19 protein-coding genes are annotated in these 17,500 nt (G+C 62.7%); 11 read left to right on the plus strand and 8 right to left on the minus strand.

Annotated features, from left to right (window positions below; genetic code table 11):
• Position 1 precedes the first annotated feature (1 nt).
• The 3 genes from FJ949_RS11415 to folE form a co-directional block, all read right to left on the minus strand.
• A complete protein-coding gene (locus tag FJ949_RS11415; RefSeq protein ID WP_140495825.1) occupies positions 2 to 973 on the minus strand; it encodes a patatin family protein in 972 nt (323 codons plus the stop codon).
• 97 nt (positions 974 to 1,070) lie between these two features.
• Positions 1,071 to 1,529 carry a phosphoribosyl-AMP cyclohydrolase gene (gene hisI / locus FJ949_RS11420; RefSeq protein ID WP_140495885.1) on the minus strand — a complete coding sequence of 153 codons (459 nt, stop codon included), beginning with the start codon at positions 1,527 to 1,529 and terminating at the stop codon, positions 1,071 to 1,073.
• A 90-nt stretch (positions 1,530 to 1,619) separates the two neighbouring features.
• Complete coding sequence (gene folE / locus FJ949_RS11425; protein ID WP_140495826.1) at positions 1,620 to 2,255, minus strand: GTP cyclohydrolase I FolE; 636 nt, start codon at positions 2,253 to 2,255, stop codon at positions 1,620 to 1,622.
• 242 nt (positions 2,256 to 2,497) lie between these two features.
• Between folE and FJ949_RS11430 the strand changes: the two genes are divergently transcribed.
• The gene (locus tag FJ949_RS11430; RefSeq protein ID WP_140495827.1) at positions 2,498 to 2,944 is read left to right on the plus strand and encodes an iron-sulfur cluster assembly scaffold protein; all 447 of its coding nucleotides are present in this window, start codon (positions 2,498 to 2,500) and stop codon (positions 2,942 to 2,944) included.
• A gap of 16 nt (positions 2,945 to 2,960) precedes the next feature.
• Here the strand turns inward: FJ949_RS11430 and FJ949_RS11435 are convergent, their stop codons facing one another.
• Entirely contained in the window at positions 2,961 to 3,866 is a 906-nt protein-coding gene (locus tag FJ949_RS11435; protein WP_140495828.1) for a LysR substrate-binding domain-containing protein, read from the minus strand.
• A 326-nt stretch (positions 3,867 to 4,192) separates the two neighbouring features.
• On the opposite strand from FJ949_RS11435, the gene yidD reads away from it, so the two are divergent.
• From yidD to FJ949_RS11455, 4 genes are all read left to right on the plus strand, one after another.
• Complete coding sequence (gene yidD / locus FJ949_RS11440; protein WP_140495829.1) at positions 4,193 to 4,567, plus strand: membrane protein insertion efficiency factor YidD; 375 nt, start codon at positions 4,193 to 4,195, stop codon at positions 4,565 to 4,567.
• Between the two features lie 135 nt (positions 4,568 to 4,702).
• Positions 4,703 to 5,521, plus strand: a complete 819-nt coding sequence (gene blaOXA / locus FJ949_RS11445; RefSeq protein ID WP_140495830.1) for a class D beta-lactamase — start codon at positions 4,703 to 4,705, stop codon at positions 5,519 to 5,521.
• 147 nt (positions 5,522 to 5,668) lie between these two features.
• Positions 5,669 to 7,645, plus strand: coding sequence for a threonine--tRNA ligase (gene thrS / locus FJ949_RS11450; RefSeq protein WP_140495831.1), 1,977 nt, complete (start codon positions 5,669 to 5,671; stop codon positions 7,643 to 7,645).
• A gap of 118 nt (positions 7,646 to 7,763) precedes the next feature.
• On the plus strand, positions 7,764 to 8,702 hold the full coding sequence (locus FJ949_RS11455; protein WP_140495832.1) for a GNAT family N-acetyltransferase: 939 nt from the start codon (positions 7,764 to 7,766) through the stop codon (positions 8,700 to 8,702).
• Between the two features lie 52 nt (positions 8,703 to 8,754).
• On the opposite strand, the gene FJ949_RS11460 is transcribed toward FJ949_RS11455, so the two are convergent.
• Positions 8,755 to 9,717, minus strand: coding sequence for a hypothetical protein (locus FJ949_RS11460; RefSeq protein ID WP_140495833.1), 963 nt, complete (start codon positions 9,715 to 9,717; stop codon positions 8,755 to 8,757).
• A 154-nt stretch (positions 9,718 to 9,871) separates the two neighbouring features.
• On the opposite strand from FJ949_RS11460, the gene FJ949_RS11465 reads away from it, so the two are divergent.
• From FJ949_RS11465 to FJ949_RS11475, 3 genes are all read left to right on the plus strand, one after another.
• Positions 9,872 to 10,456 carry a nitroreductase gene (locus FJ949_RS11465; RefSeq protein ID WP_140495834.1) on the plus strand — a complete coding sequence of 195 codons (585 nt, stop codon included), beginning with the start codon at positions 9,872 to 9,874 and terminating at the stop codon, positions 10,454 to 10,456.
• A complete protein-coding gene (locus FJ949_RS11470; protein ID WP_140495835.1) occupies positions 10,457 to 11,065 on the plus strand; it encodes a flavin reductase family protein in 609 nt (202 codons plus the stop codon).
• Positions 11,066 to 11,267: 202 nt separating this feature from the next.
• A complete protein-coding gene (locus FJ949_RS11475) occupies positions 11,268 to 11,942 on the plus strand; it encodes an isoprenylcysteine carboxylmethyltransferase family protein (RefSeq protein WP_140495836.1) in 675 nt (224 codons plus the stop codon).
• Positions 11,943 to 11,945: 3 nt separating this feature from the next.
• Here the strand turns inward: FJ949_RS11475 and FJ949_RS11480 are convergent, their stop codons facing one another.
• Together FJ949_RS11480 and FJ949_RS11485 are read right to left on the minus strand one after the other, a co-directional pair.
• A complete protein-coding gene (locus tag FJ949_RS11480; protein WP_140495837.1) occupies positions 11,946 to 12,827 on the minus strand; it encodes a CoA ester lyase in 882 nt (293 codons plus the stop codon).
• Positions 12,827 to 13,279, minus strand: a complete 453-nt coding sequence (locus tag FJ949_RS11485; RefSeq protein WP_140495838.1) for a MaoC family dehydratase — start codon at positions 13,277 to 13,279, stop codon at positions 12,827 to 12,829. The genes FJ949_RS11480 and FJ949_RS11485 overlap by 1 nt, the downstream gene beginning before the upstream one ends.
• A 150-nt stretch (positions 13,280 to 13,429) precedes the next feature.
• On the opposite strand from FJ949_RS11485, the gene FJ949_RS11490 reads away from it, so the two are divergent.
• The 3 genes from FJ949_RS11490 to FJ949_RS11500 all read left to right on the plus strand — a co-directional run bounded on the left by FJ949_RS11490 (position 13,430) and on the right by FJ949_RS11500 (position 15,408).
• A complete protein-coding gene (locus FJ949_RS11490) occupies positions 13,430 to 14,554 on the plus strand; it encodes a DUF2336 domain-containing protein (protein WP_140495839.1) in 1,125 nt (374 codons plus the stop codon).
• 94 nt (positions 14,555 to 14,648) lie between these two features.
• Positions 14,649 to 14,957 carry a nucleotidyltransferase domain-containing protein gene (locus tag FJ949_RS11495; RefSeq protein WP_224646996.1) on the plus strand — a complete coding sequence of 103 codons (309 nt, stop codon included), beginning with the start codon at positions 14,649 to 14,651 and terminating at the stop codon, positions 14,955 to 14,957.
• Entirely contained in the window at positions 14,950 to 15,408 is a 459-nt protein-coding gene (locus tag FJ949_RS11500; RefSeq protein ID WP_140495841.1) for a HEPN domain-containing protein, read from the plus strand. Before FJ949_RS11495 ends, FJ949_RS11500 begins: the two co-directional genes overlap by 8 nt.
• A 7-nt stretch (positions 15,409 to 15,415) precedes the next feature.
• Here the strand turns inward: FJ949_RS11500 and FJ949_RS11505 are convergent, their stop codons facing one another.
• Positions 15,416 to 17,482, minus strand: coding sequence for an FUSC family protein (locus FJ949_RS11505; RefSeq protein ID WP_140495842.1), 2,067 nt, complete (start codon positions 17,480 to 17,482; stop codon positions 15,416 to 15,418).
• Positions 17,483 to 17,500 lie beyond the last annotated feature (18 nt).

Genomic DNA, 17,500 nt, shown 5'->3' on the forward strand with positions numbered 1-17,500 from the left:
ATCAGGCGAGAACCGTCTGAAGCCGGGTCAGTTCGCCGATCTGTGCCATCGTCGCCCTATAGCCGATCTGGATCGCCTCGTCGGCGCGGTGGAATTCGGTCAGGCCGATGTGGCTGAGCTTGGGCTGCAGCGACATGTCGGGCGGATCGCCGGCAAGCCTGGCGCGCGAGATTCGATCCTGGATGATGTTGAAGGCCTCGACCATGACGCCGGTGATGCCAAGCCGCGTCTGATGTGCCCGGTGCTCAGGGTCGAATTGGCCACTGCGCGGCGCATCGTTCTCGACGACCAGTTCGCCGGCGCTATGCTTGATGACGGCGGCACGGCCGAACAGGTCGTAATGAAGGTTGACCGCGACAACCAGCGGCTGCTCATAGGCACGGCAGACCGACACCGGCACCGGATTGACCAAAGCTCCGTCGACCAGCACGCGACCATTGCAAGTCACCGGCTCGAACACGCCGGGCAAGGCATAGGAAGCGCGCATGGCTGTTATCAGCGAACCGTTCGACAGCCAAATCTCATGGCCGGTGCGGATTTCGGAAGCGACCGCGACGAACGGCTTGGACAAATCCTCAAAGCGAATGCCGGCCACATGCTCACGCAGGCGAGCATCCAGCTTCATGCCGCCGAACAGACCGCTGCCGCGCAGGTTTAGATCGAGCAGGCCGAAGATGCGCCGCCTGGTCAGGCTGCGGGCGAACTCTTCCAACTCGTCCAGTTTTCCGGCGAGGTAACAGCCGCCGACCAGCGCGCCGATCGAGGTGCCGGCAATCATCGAAACCTCGATGCCGGCTTCATCGAGCGCGCGCAGCACGCCGATATGCGCCCAGCCTCTTGCGCAACCGCCGCCCAGTGCAAGCGAGATGCCAGTTTTCTTTGGTGATGTTGTTTCGGCCGCGCCGCCGGACGAAGCGGGACCATTCGCCTCTCGTACGTCCGCTCTGTTACGCAATGACGCCCACTCGAGCATCATGATCTCCCTTGTCCCACAGCTAATATATAGGCGGGCCGTATCGAAATGGTGAATCTATGTGGTTGGCTGCGGGCAAAAGGTTCAAGCTGGTTATTCACGGGAGCTTCCGATACGTTTTTTCCGCATCGAACAAGGGCTCGCTGCCATCGTCGGCAAGCATCGCCTTGCCGTCGATCAGCCCCACCGTCCGATAGAAGCAGGAACGCCGGCCTGTGTGACAAGTTGCGTCGTGGCCTAGCACTTTGACGCGCAACCATATGGCGTCCTGGTCACAATCCGTGAGCACCTCGATGACATGCTGGAGATTGCCTGACGTTTCGCCCTTCTTCCACAGCGCATTGCGCGAACGCGACCAGTAGTGGGCGATACCTGTTTCAAGCGTCAACGCCAGAGCCTGCGCATTCATGTGCGCGACCATCAAAAGCACGCCGTCTGCCGCATCGGTGACGACGACGGTGACCAGGCCGGCGACATCGAAGCGCGGTGAAAACACCGCGCCTTCTTCCAGCGATTTCTTGTCTGAGGGAGCCTTCGGAAATTCCAGTGCCGACATCGCCGGGCTATCTTCCTGTTTGACCATGATTATCCGAAAACCGGTAGCCACTTTCGGAATCATGGTCCCGACGATGCCGGGCGAGGCGGCTTACACCCCACCGCCACGCACCATGGTGACGAAACGAACCTGTTCTTCGGGAGTATCCTTGAACACGCCGGTGAAGGTCGAGGTCAGCGTGGTGGAGCCCTGCTTGCGGATGCCGCGCATGGCCATGCACATGTGCTCGGCCTCGATCATCACGGCAACGCCGCGCGGATTGAGCACATCCTGAATGACGCCGGCGATCTGCGCGGTCATGGCTTCCTGGGTCTGCAGGCGGTGGGCGAAGATATCGACCACGCGCGCGATCTTGGACAGGCCGACGACCTTGCCGTCCGGCAGATAGCCGACATGGGCCTTGCCGATGATCGGCACCATGTGATGTTCGCAATGCGAATGGAACTGGATGTCCTTGACGATGACAAGATCGTCGTAACCAGCCATTTCCTCGAAGGTGCGGCCAAGCTCTTCGGCCGGGCACATGTCATAGCCGCCGAACATTTCCCGATAGGCCTTGGCCACCCGCTTGGGCGTGTCGACCAGCCCTTCGCGATCGGGGTTGTCGCCGGTCCAGCGCAAAAGCGTGCGGACCGCAGCCTCGACCTCGGCCTCGCTCGGCCGGTCGGTGACGGGCTTTTCCATGTAGGCCGACTGGGGCATGAACTTTTTGATAACGGCATCCATAAAGGCGTCTCCCGTAGTCCCTCTCTCAGGAGGAACGAGTTGAACGGACCACGACCTTTCGGCGTCGGAAACTCGCCCGGTTTCCAGCCCCGTAAGCGGCGTGAGCAAACTGCGGCAAAGACGTGGGCTTTTCGTCGCCTTGTCGATACCGGACTGCCACCATTATATATGGTCATGACGAGCGAAAGAAAGACGCGTCAGCGGCAAACGCTGTTCGCTTGGCGGCGACGGACTGGAAAATAATGATCAACGACGTCTACAATGCGAAAATTCTCGGTTTTGCCGGAAATATCACACGGATCGGCCGGCTCGATCATCCCGACGCCAGCGCGAGGGCACATTCCAAATTGTGCGGCTCTACCGTTACCGTCGATCTCAATATGGCAGACGGCGTGGTTACCGATTTCGCACATGACGTGAAGGCCTGCGCGCTCGGCCAGGCCTCGTCCTCCATCATGGCGCAGCATGTGGTTGGCGCTACGGCCGACGAATTGCGCGCGGTGCGCGAGACCATGCTGAAAATGCTGAAAGAGAACGGAGCGCCGCCGGAAGGCCGCTTCGCCGATCTCAAATATCTGGAACCGGTGCGCGACTACAAGGCGCGCCATGCCTCGACCATGTTGACCTTCGACGCGGTGGTCGACGCGATCGGTCAGATCGAGAAGAAGCGCGCCGAAGAAGCCGCCTGATAGCCCATTTGGCGGCCTATTGGAGCCGTCTGCTTTCGGCGAATTCGCTTCTCACCCAGTCGGCGAAGGCGGCGGCTGGCTCGGGGAGATCGCGCAGGCTTCTGGCCACCAGCCAATAGGCGCCGGACGCGACGTCGATGTCGAACGGCTTGACCAACGTGCCGGAGGCGAGTTCTTCGCCGATCTGCAGGAGATCGCCCAGCGCCACGCCGTGTCCGAGCAGGGCGGCCTGCTTCGAAAGCGATGCATCCGCCAGCATGGGACCGCGCGCGGGCACGGCGTCGGCAGGCACACCAGCCGCCTCAAACCAGCGCGCCCAACCCTGTCGGTTTTCCTCATGCAACAGCGTATAGCGGCCAAGGTCGGCCGGCTTGTCGAGGGGAGGCCCCGCGGCAAGCAGCGCCGGCGACAGAACCGGTGAATCGACCGTCGAGGCAAGCTGCTCGGCCTCGCTGCGCGGCCACGAGGCAGCATGCGCACTGAAGCGTAACGCAAGTTCAGGCTGGTCGCCGCGAAACTCAATCAGCCTTGGATCGACTTCGAGCGCGACGTCGATGTCGGGCCGCAATTGGCGAAAACGGTTGAGCCGCGGCACCAGCCATACCGATGCCAGAGACGGCTCGACGCTGACGCGAACCACTGTCTGCGCGGGAGCCGCCACCAACTCGGAAAGCAGGGCGTCGATGGCGTCGAAACTCCTGACCAGCTGACTGAGCAGCCGGCGGCCCGCATCGGTCAGTTCGACGCGGCGATGGTGACGTTCGAACAGGGGCCGGCGCAGAAAGATCTCGAGCTCGCGGATCTGCCGGCTGATCGCTGCCTGCGAGACGAAAAGCTCCTCGGCCGCCCTGCTGAAACTCAGGTGCCGCCCGGCTGCTTCAAAGCTCCTCAAGGCCGTCAGCGGCAGTCGCCCACGCTTCATTCGCATAACCCAGGATTATCCGAAGTGGAAATTATACTCGTTTGAAGGCGAAGGCCAGCGGCGGTCTACTCGTCGTCAAGGAGATACGGCCATGATCCAGTTGCTAGAGATTTTTGGCGATGTGATGCGGATTGCAACCTATCAGTGGCGTGACGAAAGGACCCGTCGGAAGCACCACGAAGAGCAGTCTAGCCCCCGCCGATGGGCACTGCCGGCTGATCGGCAGCCACTTCGCCGCTTCCGCCCGTGAAAGCTCAGCAAGCAGGGGCGGGATTGCGTTCTCCCGATGAAGCCCACATCTATCGTGTCGAAAGACGGAGATCGCAGTGGGCGACCAGCATGGGCATACACATACAGCCGGGCCGCCGCGGCAAGGCCGCAACTGGTCCGGCCCGTGGCGCAAGACCCCCGGCCGGGTGTTGGGCACGTCGCTGGTGCGCCTCTATCAACTGACGCTGTCCAGCTTCATCGGCAATTCCTGCCGTCACCTGCCGACCTGCTCGGAATACGCGCATGAGGCGATCGCCCGCCATGGCCTTTGGGCCGGCGGCTGGATGGGATTTTTCAGGGTTCTGCGCTGCGGACCATTCGGCACCCATGGCGTCGACCTTGTTCCGGAGGTTCTGGCGGATCGGTATGTCTGGTTTACGCCGTGGCGATATTGGCGGATCGGCGGCAACCACGACGAGGCGCGAAGCTGACTGCCGGTCAGTTCAACCGTTTACGATCTGGTAGGGTTAACGGCAGCCTGCACAACAACTGCGAATTTGAGACAAAATCGAGACAAGAGACCTCGCTAAGCCGCTCGCCGAACCCCCCTCTGGAGCGAGCATCCAATGCGCAATGTCGACCGTCTTCCCTTCATCCTTGCCGGAGTCCTGTTCCTGCTTGCCTGGCTTCTGGGATTTCCGATGCGCGCGCAGTCGGCGCCGCTCGGGGATGTGCAATGCACGCTGATCGCCGATGCGCAGAGCGGCAAGACGCTTTACCAAAACGGCGTCTGCGATCAGCGGTTCAGCCCGGCCTCGACGTTCAAGGTGCCGCTGTCGCTGATCGGTTACGATGCCGGCATACTAAGCGACGAGCACACGCCGAGCTGGGACTACAAACCTGAATTCAAGGCGGTCAAGCGGGACCACAAGACCGTCGATCCGATGATCTGGGAGCGGGACTCGGTGCTGTGGTATTCACGCGAGATCACCCGCCGGCTTGGACCGGAGAGCTTTGCCGGCTACGTCTCGAAGTTCGGCTATGGCAATGCGGACGTTTCCGGCGATCCCGGCAAGAATGACGGCCTGACTCATTCCTGGGTGAACTCCTCGCTCAAGATCACGCCGGTCGAGCAGGTCGATTTCCTGCGTAAGCTCCTCGCCGGCAAGATGCCGGTCTCGGCCAAGGCTCACGACATGACGAAAGCCATCCTACCCAGCTTCAAGGCCGGCGACTGGACCGTCCAGGGCAAGACGGGCAGCACCAGGGTCGGCGAGGGCGGCAAGGACAGGCGTTCACTCGGCTGGTTCGTCGGCTGGGCGCAGAAAAACGGCCGCCAGATCGTGTTTGCCCGGCTCGTCGTCGATACGAAGCGGAGCGATATGCCGAAGGGGCTCGCGACGCGCGCGGCCTTCCTGAAGGACCTGCCGCTGCTGATTAAATAGCCGAGGCTTTACGGCGGCGGCATCTGCCCATAAAAGACTGCCGCCGCCGGACGCCTCCGGCTATCTGGCAGGCCGCAGCCTCGAACGGCTGACGACCTGCATTTCACCACCCGCGCTCGTTTGCGGGACTGGATAGGAGAATACCTGATGCTGAATGCCGTTTCCCTGACATTTCCCGATGGCTCCGTGCGCGACTACGATGCGGCGATGACCGGTGCAGGCCTTGCCGAATCGATCTCCAAGTCGCTGGCCAAGAAGGCCGTGGCCTATGCCATCGACGGTACCGTGCGCGATCTCTCCGACCCGCTCGGCAAGTCCGGCAAGATCGAGATCATCACCCGCGACGATCCGCGCGCGCTGGAACTCATCCGCCATGACGCGGCACATGTGCTGGCGGAGGCCGTGCAGGAGATATGGCCGGGAACGCAGGTGACCATCGGGCCGGTGATCGAGAACGGATTCTACTACGACTTCGCCCGCAACGAGCCGTTCACTCCGGACGACTTCCCGGTGATCGAGAAGAAGATGCGCGAGATCATTGCGCGCAACAAGCCGTTCACGAAGGAAGTCTGGTCGCGCGACAAGGCCAAAAAGGTCTTTGCCGACAGGGGCGAGCGCTACAAGCTGGAACTGATCGACGCCGTTCCTGACGATCAGGATCTCAAGATCTACGCGCAAGGCGACTGGTTCGACCTTTGCCGCGGTCCACATATGGCCTCGACCGGGCAGATCGGCAATGCCTTCAAGCTGATGAAGGTGGCGGGCGCCTATTGGCGCGGAGATTCGAACAACCCGATGCTGACGCGCATCTACGGCACGGCGTGGGCTGATCAGGCGCAGCTCGACGCCTACCAGACAATGCTGGAGGAAGCCGAAAAGCGCGACCACAGGAAGCTCGGCCGCGAGATGGATTTGTTCCATTTCCAGGAAGAGGGGCCCGGTGTCGTCTTCTGGCATGCCAAGGGCTGGAAGATGTTCCAGAACCTGGTCAACTACATGCGCCGCCGCCTCGACGAGCAGGGCTACCAGGAGGTCAACGCACCGCAGGTGCTCGACAAGAGCCTGTGGGAGACGTCGGGCCATTGGGGCTGGTACCGCGACGCCATGTTCAAGGTCACGGTTGCCGGCGACGACACCGATGACGACCGCGTGTTCGCGCTGAAGCCGATGAACTGTCCTGGCCATGTGCAGATATTCAAGCACGGGTTGAAATCCTATCGCGACCTGCCGGTAAAGCTTGCGGAATTCGGCAATGTGCATCGCTATGAGCCGTCGGGCGCGCTACACGGGCTGATGCGCGTGCGCGGTTTCACGCAGGATGACGCGCATATTTTCTGCACCGAGGAGCAACTGGCGTCGGAGTGCCTGCGTATCAACGATCTGATTCTGTCGACCTATGCCGATTTCGGCTTCGACGAAATCAGCGTGAAGCTGTCGACCCGGCCGGACAAGCGCGTCGGCACCGACGAAGCCTGGGATCACGCCGAAGCGATCATGAGCGGCGTGCTGGAGACGATCAGGACGCGATCGGGCAACCGCATCAATACCTCGATCAATCCTGGCGAGGGCGCCTTCTACGGGCCGAAGTTCGAATATGTGCTGAAGGATGCCATCGGCCGCGAATGGCAATGCGGCACCACGCAGGTCGACTTCAACCTGCCGGAGCGTTTCGGTGCCTTCTACATCGGCTCGGATTCCGAGAAGAAACAGCCTGTCATGGTGCACCGTGCCATCTGCGGCTCGATGGAGCGCTTCCTCGGCATCCTGATCGAGAACTATTCCGGCCATTTCCCGCTGTGGTTCGCGCCGCTGCAGGTAGTGGTGGCGACGATCACTTCGGACGCCGACGGCTATGCGAACGAAGTGGTGGCGAAGCTGAAAGCCGCGGGCTTGTCCGCCGAGGCGGATCTGCGCAACGAGAAGATCAACTATAAGGTCCGTGAGCACAGCCTAGCCAAGGTTCCGGTCATCCTCGTCTGCGGCAAGCGCGAGGCGGAAGAGCAGACGGTCAACATGCGCCGCCTCGGATCGCGCGATCAGGAGTCGCTGGGTCTCGCCCAAGCGGTCGCGCAGCTGACCGAAGAAGCGATCACGCCCGATCGCCGACGCAAACCTGCGGCCTGACCCGGTAGTATTTCAAGCGGAATGGCGGTGGAGCAGTCCACCGCCATTTCCATATCGCACCGTCTTCACATCCCTCCATTTTCACATCCCTGTCACGGCAGTCTTGTAACAAGCCCTCATGCTCAAGCTGAAATTGCGTGAAAAACCGTTTCCCGAGCTTTCCTATGCTAATCCCCGACAGCCAGCGCTGACGCGGTGGGTCATCCATTCCATCGAAGGCCTGTCCGGACGCGACCGTTTTGCAGCGCTTTATGATTTTTGGCGCCGCCAGGTGGTCCCGTCCGGCGAGCGCGTGTTCAGCCGCATGCTCGAATTGATCGATGTGCGGGTGCGAACCCCCGACCAATGGCCGCCGCAGACCCTGCCTGACACGCCGCTGGTGATCGTCGCCAATCATCCCTTTGGCATCGGCGACGGGATTGCCGTGCTGTCGCTGGCCGAGCAGCTTGGGCGGCCGTTCCGGGTCATGATCCACAAGGATCTGCTCAAGATCAGCGAGATGGAGCCCTACTCGCTGCCGATCGACTTTTCCGAGACCAAGGACGCTCTGAAGAACAACATGGCGGTGCGTCACGAGGCTGTGCGGCTCTTGAAAGAACGTGTCACCATCGTGGTGTTTCCGGCCGGCGGCGTCGCCACCGCGCCGAAAGGTTTTGGCCAGGCACGCGATCTGCCATGGAAGATGTTTCCGGCCCGTCTCGTGCAGGATGCCAAGGCTTCCGTAGTGCCGATGCATTTCTCCGGCCAGAACGGCAGGCTGTTCCATCTGGTCAGCGGCCCCATGAACATGGCCGAGCGCGACGGGCGCGTGGCGAAGTTCGTCGGCAAGGCATCGCTGACGCTGCGCATTTCGCTGCTTATCCACGGGTTCGCCCGGCTTTCCGGCAAGTCGATCGACGTGCGTGTCGGCGATGTGCTGAACTGGAACGAACTGGAGCCCGTGCGCGACCGCAAGGCGCTGCTCGAGCGCCTCTATAGAGGCGTCTTCGATCTGGCGCCGCCGGTTCCTCGCCGCCGGATTCCATTCCTGCCGGCACGAGCCAAGCTGGCGGCGTAGGTCCATTTCGTGGAGATCCGAAGGAAAGCGGCCCGAGGCTTTCCGGAATTGACTAATCCGCGCCTTCTTCCGGATCCATCGCGGCGGCTTCCGTCGCGAGAACCTCGATTTCCTGGTTCTGTCCGGCCACGACAGTGAAATCCTTCTGGTAGATCCGGTCGCGGTTCTTGGCGATGATGGTGTAATCGCCTTCGGCCAGAACCATGGAGGCGAAGGCGCCGACGGTTTCCTTGATCGGATCGCCGGATTCGTTGAGCAGCGACCATGATGTGTCGGCGATCGCTTCACCGCCCGCTTCACGCACCAGCTTCAAGGTAATCTCGGCGGCGTGATGCTCGACGGTGGCTTCGGTCAGCTTGCCGGCCTCGACGCGAATGTCGGAGCGGATGACGGCATTGACCGCGCCATAGGTCGAGACCACGTGGTAGATGCCGGCATTGAGACGCACGACGCTGTTGGGCTCGACGTCGGGAATGATCAGCGCGCGATCGCCATTGGGTTCGGCATTGCCCTCATAGATCGAGAAGCGCAGCTTCTTTGGCGGGATGCGCGCCCCTCCCGAAAGGACGGCATCGAGCTTCAGGCCGCCGGCATCGAGCACGAGGCTCTCGCGCTTGGCGTCCTTGCCGACGGTGATGCGCTTGGTGGCGCCGGCCCGGCCGTAGGAAGCGTGAACCAGATAGCTGCCGGGTTCGAGTTGGAAGACCGCCGTGCCGCCATGGGCGGAAGCCACCATCGGCAATTTGCCGTTGACGGCCTCCGGCTTGAAGACGCGCCAGACGATGCCGCGAGTGATATCGCCTCCCTTGTCGGTCAACTGCGCGGACAAGGTGATGGCGCCGCCGCCGCCCAGCGCCAGCGATGTCTCGCCTTTCGGCGTCGCATAGCTCGAAATTCCGGGAAGCTTCAGGTCGCTGACGCCATCCACATTCTGCGCCACGGCAAAGGAAACCGGCGCCATGAGCAGCAGGGTGCAGACCCAGATCAGGAAAAGACGCAAAGTCCCCTCAAACATGCCTTGCGTTGAAGCCCATGGCGGTGGCAATTTCAAGGCTTAAGAGTCCGACCGATACGACTCTCCAGCCTGGCGCGCCCGCGTCGATGCCCGAGCCGCCCCGCATTCCCATGGCGCGCTTCAGCTCAAAATCGAACTTAGGAGACTTGCGCCCATGGCGTCCCCGATCATCGACTTCCTGCTGACCCGCAATTCAGCGCCGATACCGGACTTGAAGGAGCCCGCGCCCGGCGACGCCGAGATCGCCACGATGATCGCCGCGGCCACGCGCGTGCCCGATCATGGCCGGCTCGAGCCCTGGCGCTTCATTCTTTATCGCGGTGATGCCCGCATCGAAATCGGCAGGAAGCTGGCGGCCCTTGCCGAACAGCGGGAGGGACCTTTACCGGATGGCCGCCGCAACCAGGAGCTGGCGCGCTTCTCGCGCGCGCCGCTGGTCATCGGCGTGGTGTCGGTGCCGAAGGAAAATCCAAAAATCCCGCAATGGGAGATGTTCCTGTCCGGCGGCATGGCGGCGATGAACCTGATGATTGCTGCCAACGCACTGGGCTATGGCACCAACATGATCAGCAACTGGTATTCAGACGTGCCGGAAGGCAGGGCGATCCTGGGGCTGGCGCCGCAAGAGCGCGTCATCGGCTTCGTCCATATCGGCTCCTATGGCGGCCCGGCGCCGGAGCGGCCGCGCCCCGATCCGGCAAAGCTTTATGCGGACTATGCCGGGCCCTGGGCGGGGTAAGTGTTCTACGAGCCGTCAAAGGGGCACGGACTGCCGCATGATCCGTCGAAGGCGATCGTGGCGCCGCGCCCGATCGGCTGGATCTCGACCCTTAACGGGGCCGGCGAGATCAACCTCGCGCCCTATTCCTTCTTCAATGCCGTTTCGACAAGGCCCTTCATCGTCTGGTTTTCCTCCGAGGGCGAGAAGGACAGTGCCTCCTTCGCTGAGGAGACCGGCGAGTTCGTCGCCAATCTGGTCGGCCGCGATCTCGCCGAGAAGATGAACCGGACGTCGGTCGACGCGCCGCGCGGCGTCAACGAGTTCGTTTATGCCGACCTCGCCATGGCGCCGTCGCGTCTTGTCGCGCCGCCGCGCGTGGCGGCCGCACCCGCCGCACTCGAATGCAAGGTGACCGAAGTGTTCCGGCCAAAGGCCCTGGACGGAACGCCGACCAGCGCCGTCGTCGTGGCCGGCGAAGTGATCGGCGTGCATATTGACGATGCCTACCTGAAAGACGGCCTGTTCGATATCAGCAAGGCCGGCAATGTCGCTCGCCTCGGCTACATGGATTATGCCAGCGTCAACGAAGTGTTTTCGATGCGCCGGCCGCGTTGGGGCAAGGATTAGCCCGCAAGGGGGCCCAGTCACTGTGCTTTCCTGACGGCGAGCCGTCATCACGACGCGCCCTGAGCTTGATGACGCGGCATGACGAAACCTTCTGCACACCAGGACCGTTTCGTCCAGGCGCGGGATGGGCGATAGTCCGCTGAGGGTCGGCGGTAGTCTGTTGCTGGTAAATGCCGACGGCAAATATCATGGAAGGTTGATCATGGTCTCGAGATTGATCCTCCAGACGTTCGTGTGGTTCGGCGCCATGGGCGCGCTGCTTTTCCTGACAGCGGGTACGCTGACCTGGCCGGGAGCCTGGGTATATCTGGCGGTGATGACCGGGCTGAGCCTGACCCTTGGCGTGACGCTGGCCCGGCGCGATCCCGGGCTGATGAACGAACGGCTGAGCTCTCCCATCCAGAAGGACCAGACCGCGGCCGACAAGGTTCTGTTGAGCATACTCCTGCTCGGCATATTTGCCTGGCTGGCCTTCATGGGTTTCGACTACCGCTTCGGCTGGTCCGTCGTTCCGGTCTGGGTACAGGCGATCGGTGCGCTGGTTCTGCTGGTCGGACTATGGATCAGCTATCTGACGATGCTGGAGAATAGCTTCGCGGCGCCCGTCGTGAAGATCCAGGCGGAGCGCGGACAGCAAGTGATCACAACGGGTCCCTATAGCTATGTGCGCCATCCCATGTATGCCGGCGCCATCCTCTTCTTTGCCGGCACGGCTCTCCTGCTCGGCTCCTGGTGGGGGCTGGCACTGGTCGTCGTGTTCATCGTTCTCTTGGCCATCCGCACATTCATCGAGGAAAAAACGCTTCGCACCGGCCTGCGCGGCTATGACGACTATGCGGCCCATGTCCGCTACCGCCTGATCCCGTTGGTCTGGTAGCGGTCAGGCGGAGATTCCGGCTGCCCGGGCGCGTGCCAGAAGCCGCTCGGCCAGCCGCAGATGCGGCCGGTCATACATCTTGCCGTCGATGCCGACGACGCCGGGATTTCCCGCCGCCTGGAATGCCGCGACAATTGCCGCCGACTGTTGCACCGCTTCCACCGAGGGCGTGAAGGCGGCGTTTATGACCGGCACCTGATCAGGGTGGATCGCCATCTTGCCGGTGAAGCCGTCACGTTCGGCCTCCCTGCATTCGGCCTCGAAGGCCGCCATATCGCGGAAATTCGGGAAGACGGTGTCGATCGCCGCGACTTCCGCCGCGCCGGCGGCGAGAATGGTCATGGCGCGAGCGAAGCGGAATATTTCGGTGTAACGGCCATGTTGGTCGCGGGTGGTGCGCGCGCCGATCGCCGCCGACAGGTCTTCCGCGCCCCAGGTCAGCCCGGCAAGTCGCGCGCTTGCCCCGGCGTAGCTCGCCGCCGCCAGCACGGCCGCCGGTGTTTCGGTAATGATCGGCAGGATTTTTGTCGCGCCGTCGGCCAGGCCGTTCTCCGCTTCGCGCAGCCTGAGCTTTGCCGAGAGGTGCTGGACATCCTGGCCGCCAGCCGATTTGGGCAGCATGACGCCGTCGGGTTTTGCCGGGATAAGCGCCGCAAGATCGTCGTCCGTCAATCCCGTCGAAAGGTCGTTGACCCTGACGTAGATTGCCGACCTTGTTTTCGCCCTGTGGCTGGCGATGAAGCGCGCCGCGGTCATTCGCGCCGATGCCTTGTTTTGGGGCGCCACCGAATCCTCGAGGTCGACAATGACCACGTCTGCGCCGGCGCCAAAGCCCTTCTCCAGCTTCCTCTCGGAATCGCCGGGAACGAACAGCAGCGAACGCATCAGGCTACCTTCTTCAGCATCATGGCCTGTCTCGTGCATTTGGCGACGAGGTCGCCGTTCTGGTTATAGGCCCGATGTTCGAACTCGACGATGCCGCGATCGGGCTTCGACCTGGATTCGCGCACCGAGACGACAGTGGTCTCGACGCGGATGGTGTCGCCATGGAAGACCGGATGCGGAAACACCGTTTCCTTCATGCCGAGATTGGCGACCGTCGTACCGACGGTGATGTCGTTAACCGAAATGCCGATCATCAGGCCGAGCGTGAACAGCGAGTTGACCAGCGGCTTGCCCCATTCGCTCCTGGCGGCGAAATCGAAGTCGATATGCAGCGGCTGCGGGTTCAGCGTCATCACCGAGAACAGCATGTTGTCGCTTTCGGTGACAGTCTTGCGCAGCGTGTGCTGGAAGACATGGCCGACGACGAACTCCTCGAGATAAAGCCCAGCCATTTCATTCTCCTCCGCTGCTGGACGGTTGATAGGCGCTGCATCCAGCGCTCGCAAGCCAGTTAACGAACATGGTGAACGCTTCATAAACCAATTCGGCCTAACGTTCGGCACGGGGTCGGAAACCTTCCGGCAAGGGGCGAAGCAGGCGGTATGGTTGTTGTCTCGCATTTCCTGAAATGGATCTACACGGCCAGGGTATCGGAGCGCGCCGCGGCGGCAAGCGCGCTCGCCCGCGCCTATGTCGACGCGGAATTGCCGTTCGAGGATCGCTGCGCCGCCGAGGCGGCGCTGACCTTGCTGCTCGACGACGCATCGTCGAAGGTACGGCTGGCGATGGCCGAGCCGCTGTCCATGAGCCATCACGCACCGCCCCAGATCATCAGCGCGCTTGCTTCCGACCAGCCGGAAGTCGCCGGCGTCGTGCTGACGCGATCGCCACTGCTTACCGACGCAGACCTGATCAATCGCGTGGCTTCAGGTCCGAAGGCGACGCAAAAACTGATCGCCGATCGGCCATTGGTCTCGATGGCGCTGTCGGCGGCTATCGCAGAGATCGGCGAGGCGGAGGCCTGCGCCGTGCTTTTGGCCAACAGCGGCGCCGATATCGCTTCGTTGAGTTTCCGCCGCATGGCCGAGCGCCACGGCCATCTGCCGCTGGTGCGCGAGGCGCTTATATCGGATGCACGCCTGCCTGCCGACTGCCGGCACATGCTGCTCGTCAAGCTCGGTGAGATGCTAAAGACCTCGCCGCTGGTCATGGCCTTGATGGGAGCCGCCCGGGCCGACCGCGTCATGCGCGACGCCTGCGTTAAGGCCTGCGTGACGCTGATCGAGGGCACGCGCCAGGAAGAACATGCAGCACTGATCGAGCATCTCAGGCTACGCGGCGATCTCACCGCGAGCTTCCTCATTCGCACCATCGCGCATGGCAAGGTCGACTTCTTCGGCTCGGCGCTGGTCGCGCTCAGCCAGCAGTCCGCCCAAAGAGTGAGGGCGCTGCTGGCCGGCGGACACGACGTGGCCTTGCAGGCGCTGTTCCGCAGTGCCGGCCTGGCTGCCGCCACGCACGCGGTCATCTTGCGCGCGCTGAAAATCTGGCGAGAGGTCGCCAACGGCAAGCGCGTCGCCGGCGTGCAGGAAGTCAGCTGGCTGATGCTGAAGGAATTGGGCGGACAGTCCGCGGAAGGCGATCTCGCCGCGCTGATCAAGTCGATCCATCTCGCTGCGTTGCGTGAAAATGCGCGCGGCCATGCGCTGGCGATTGCCGCCGCTTAGCCCCTTTGGGCGGGCTTGATGCCATTGCGTTGTCGGCGCAAAAGAATGGTATTATGTTTCGCGCATGAGCCACTCGTCCTCAAAGCATCTTCCGGTGCCGATCGAGATCAGGCCGCTGATCGATGAAATCAGGATCCGCATGAATCCCGATTCTATTTGGCTGTTTGGAAGCCGAGCACGCGGCGACAATCGACCTGACAGCGACTGGGATATCCTCGTGGCTTTGCCAGATGATGCCAGACCAGAACTTCTCGACCCACTCATTGGCTGGACCATTCAGCACGAAATCGGAATTCCGGCGACAATCCTTTCCACGACATCGGGCGCTTTGGCTGCAAGTTGGGATTCGCGAAATACGATCGCGTATGACATCGCTCGGGACGGACGTCGATTAGATGTCTGATCAGTGGACTATCGCCAGCGCGCTTCGGTTGGCGAACGGCTGTATGAGTGATGCGCGTATTCTGGTCGCAACAGGGTCTCGCAACGCCGCTTATCTCAGCCAACAGGCCGTTGAGCAGATCATCAGGGCGCTGGCGACGTCGGAGGCCATTCACATCGAACGTCATGATGCACACCAACTCGACAAGATTCTAAGACGCTTTCCGGACGACCACGCCGAGAAAACGGCGTTGGGATCACTCGTTTGGCTGGAGGCTTATGCCACCACTTTCAGATATACATTGCCTTCGGGCCAGATACCTCGTGCGCCTGACAGGGAAAAACTTCAGAAAGCCATCGACGATATCGCAGCCCTTATCTCGCGGGCCGCGGGGCACTTCAAAGTCGATCTTGCCGATGATGCAAAGCCCGCCCAAGCAGTGACGCCCATGCGCAGGTCCAAACCGCGTTGAGGTTCGCCTAAGCTCTGCCCCTGGAAAAAAAATCCGGAAAATCCTCCATCGCCGCCGCGACAATCCGTAGTGACGCCGCAATCTGGAGCATTTCACCAGTGGCGTTTCGCTGGGCGATGCCGGCGGCATACTGCCGGGCGACGGCAATGGTGGCTGTCTGCGGGTCGCCCGGGGCGCGGAAGAGCAGTTCGCGTGCCAGTCCACGCAGGAAGTTGGCGATCGAAAGCGACGTCTCGGCCGGAACGGCGTGCGCCTGCTGCGCGGCACGCAGCCGCAGGATCTCCAGACCGACGGTGACGGCGGCGACACTGCCGCCCAGAACCGCTTCACCCTTCCTGCCGCTGGTCTGGACCAGCGGCATCAGCTGGTTGATGCGGTCATAGGCGAGGCTCTCGAAGGCTGAACGCCGCGGCACGCGCTCGTGCAGGCAAAGCCGCGCCAGATCCTCGCGCATGGCCCGCACGATGCGGTGCGCCGCGAGCCATGGGTCGGCGGGCAGCACGATGATGAAGACGCCGATTGCCAAAAGGATGCCGACCAGGATCGAGGCCGAGCCGGCGAAGAACGGGCCCGGGTCGTAGGTCATCGCCTGGTGCGGGCTGAGGAAAGCAAGAAAATTGATGGCGAAGGCCGTCGCCACGCCGACATAGCGGGGATTGGCCATGGCGAGCGCCGCCGGCACCAGGATCGGTACGACGAACAGCATGAACCAGCCGAAACCAGGAAAAACGGGAAGCGCGATCTGGCCGACGAGAAAGGCAAAGGGCAGAGCCAACAGCGTTCCCTGGAAGAACCCCCAGGCTACCCGCACCGGATCGGGGCGGGCGGCAAACAAGCTCGACACGACGGCGACCAGAATGACCGTGCCGGCGGCTTCCGACCATCTCATCGTCAGCCAGAAAGCGGCGACCAGCAGCGTTGCAAGTGCCGCGCGGACCGCGTTGCGGCTCGCCCCGTGATAGTCGCGATGTACAACCAGCGCCGGGGGGCTGCGTTCGCGTGAAGGCCGCGTGACGGGCGCACGCAAGGCATCGAGACCGCGCAGCGTCTGCTTCAGCGCTTCGGCGAAATCGGCGGCGATGGTGAGCCGGGTGACGGTGCCGACTCTGTCGCCGTCCTGGTCGGCCAAGGCGTCGGGCATCTGCGTCGCTTTGGCGCCGATCGCGTCGAGCCGTGCCAGCCAGGGCGCCGTGTCGTCGAGCGCGCCCGGCGTCGCCGCCATTTCAGTGACGAGGGCTTGCAACTCCGAGCGCACCGGAATGAGCGCCGCGTTCTTCGGTGCGGCGTGTGAATGCAGCGCGCGGGCCGCGGACAGCGCTGAAAGCAGTTGTCCGATGGTGCGCCGGACCGGATGGGCGCGCGGCGCGAAGCTCGGGGCCTCCAGCCTGGCGTAGGCGCGCATCTCGGCGAGCGTCTGGGTGTCGGCGACCAGCTTCCGGTGCAGGCCGGAAAGCATTGCCGTGTCGCCGCCGGAAAAGGCGCCGCCGGCATAGGTGGCAAGGTCGAGAATGCTGCGCTTAAGCCGCGAGATGATGGCCTCGCTGGCTAATTTGGGCAGGATCAGACGACTGGTCAGGCCGGCGCAGACAATGCCGAGTACGATCTCGGCACAGCGCGCGACCGCGAGGTCGACGACGAGATGCGGCTGGCCAAACGCCGGCAAGCCGATGATCATCGCGGTATAGCCGGCCAGCGCCGCCCCGTAGGCTTCCGGGTTACGCAGCAGCGACGAGACGAAGGTGCAGAGGCCGATCCATAGGGCAAGCACCGTCACCAGCACCCAGGGATTCGTGCCGAAGACAGTGGTGATGGCAATTGCGGCAACACCGCCCGCCAGCGTGCCGAGCAACCGATAAAAGCCTTTCGCCAACACCATGCCGGCGACCGGCTGGGCAACGATGAACACCGTCATCATCGCCCATTGCGGGTGATCGAGCTTGAGGGCGTAGGCGGCCATAAGCGCGATCAGGCCGGCCGAGACCGTGCGCAAGGCGAAGATCCAGTCCGACCGGGTCGGCTGTGTCAGCCCGGCAAGACCCGCTTCGAAATAGCCTTTCAGCCGTTGCCAGCTCACACGCGCGTCTCCGCAAGC

Origin of the sequence: Mesorhizobium sp. B2-4-1 (assembly GCF_006442185.1) — a bacterium.
Classification (GTDB): domain Bacteria; phylum Pseudomonadota; class Alphaproteobacteria; order Rhizobiales; family Rhizobiaceae; genus Mesorhizobium.

What these genes read in the sequence shown, in the direction of transcription:
- blaOXA (WP_140495830.1), top strand. Translation starts at nt 4,703, where the DNA reads ATGCGCAATGTCGACCGTCTTCCCTTCATCCTTGCCGGAGTCCTGTTC.
- FJ949_RS11460 (WP_140495833.1), bottom strand. Translation starts at nt 9,717, where the DNA reads ATGTTTGAGGGGACTTTGCGTCTTTTCCTGATCTGGGTCTGCACCCTG.
- thrS (WP_140495831.1), top strand. Translation starts at nt 5,669, where the DNA reads ATGCTGAATGCCGTTTCCCTGACATTTCCCGATGGCTCCGTGCGCGAC.
- FJ949_RS11480 (WP_140495837.1), bottom strand. Translation starts at nt 12,827, where the DNA reads ATGCGTTCGCTGCTGTTCGTTCCCGGCGATTCCGAGAGGAAGCTGGAG.
- FJ949_RS11435 (WP_140495828.1), bottom strand. Translation starts at nt 3,866, where the DNA reads ATGAAGCGTGGGCGACTGCCGCTGACGGCCTTGAGGAGCTTTGAAGCA.
- FJ949_RS11485 (WP_140495838.1), bottom strand. Translation starts at nt 13,279, where the DNA reads ATGGCTGGGCTTTATCTCGAGGAGTTCGTCGTCGGCCATGTCTTCCAG.
- FJ949_RS11490 (WP_140495839.1), top strand. Translation starts at nt 13,430, where the DNA reads ATGGTTGTTGTCTCGCATTTCCTGAAATGGATCTACACGGCCAGGGTA.
- FJ949_RS11500 (WP_140495841.1), top strand. Translation starts at nt 14,950, where the DNA reads ATGTCTGATCAGTGGACTATCGCCAGCGCGCTTCGGTTGGCGAACGGC.
- FJ949_RS11455 (WP_140495832.1), top strand. Translation starts at nt 7,764, where the DNA reads ATGCTCAAGCTGAAATTGCGTGAAAAACCGTTTCCCGAGCTTTCCTAT.
- FJ949_RS11475 (WP_140495836.1), top strand. Translation starts at nt 11,268, where the DNA reads ATGGTCTCGAGATTGATCCTCCAGACGTTCGTGTGGTTCGGCGCCATG.
- FJ949_RS11415 (WP_140495825.1), bottom strand. Translation starts at nt 973, where the DNA reads ATGCTCGAGTGGGCGTCATTGCGTAACAGAGCGGACGTACGAGAGGCG.
- hisI (WP_140495885.1), bottom strand. Translation starts at nt 1,529, where the DNA reads ATGTCGGCACTGGAATTTCCGAAGGCTCCCTCAGACAAGAAATCGCTG.
- FJ949_RS11465 (WP_140495834.1), top strand. Translation starts at nt 9,872, where the DNA reads ATGGCGTCCCCGATCATCGACTTCCTGCTGACCCGCAATTCAGCGCCG.
- folE (WP_140495826.1), bottom strand. Translation starts at nt 2,255, where the DNA reads ATGGATGCCGTTATCAAAAAGTTCATGCCCCAGTCGGCCTACATGGAA.
- FJ949_RS11430 (WP_140495827.1), top strand. Translation starts at nt 2,498, where the DNA reads ATGATCAACGACGTCTACAATGCGAAAATTCTCGGTTTTGCCGGAAAT.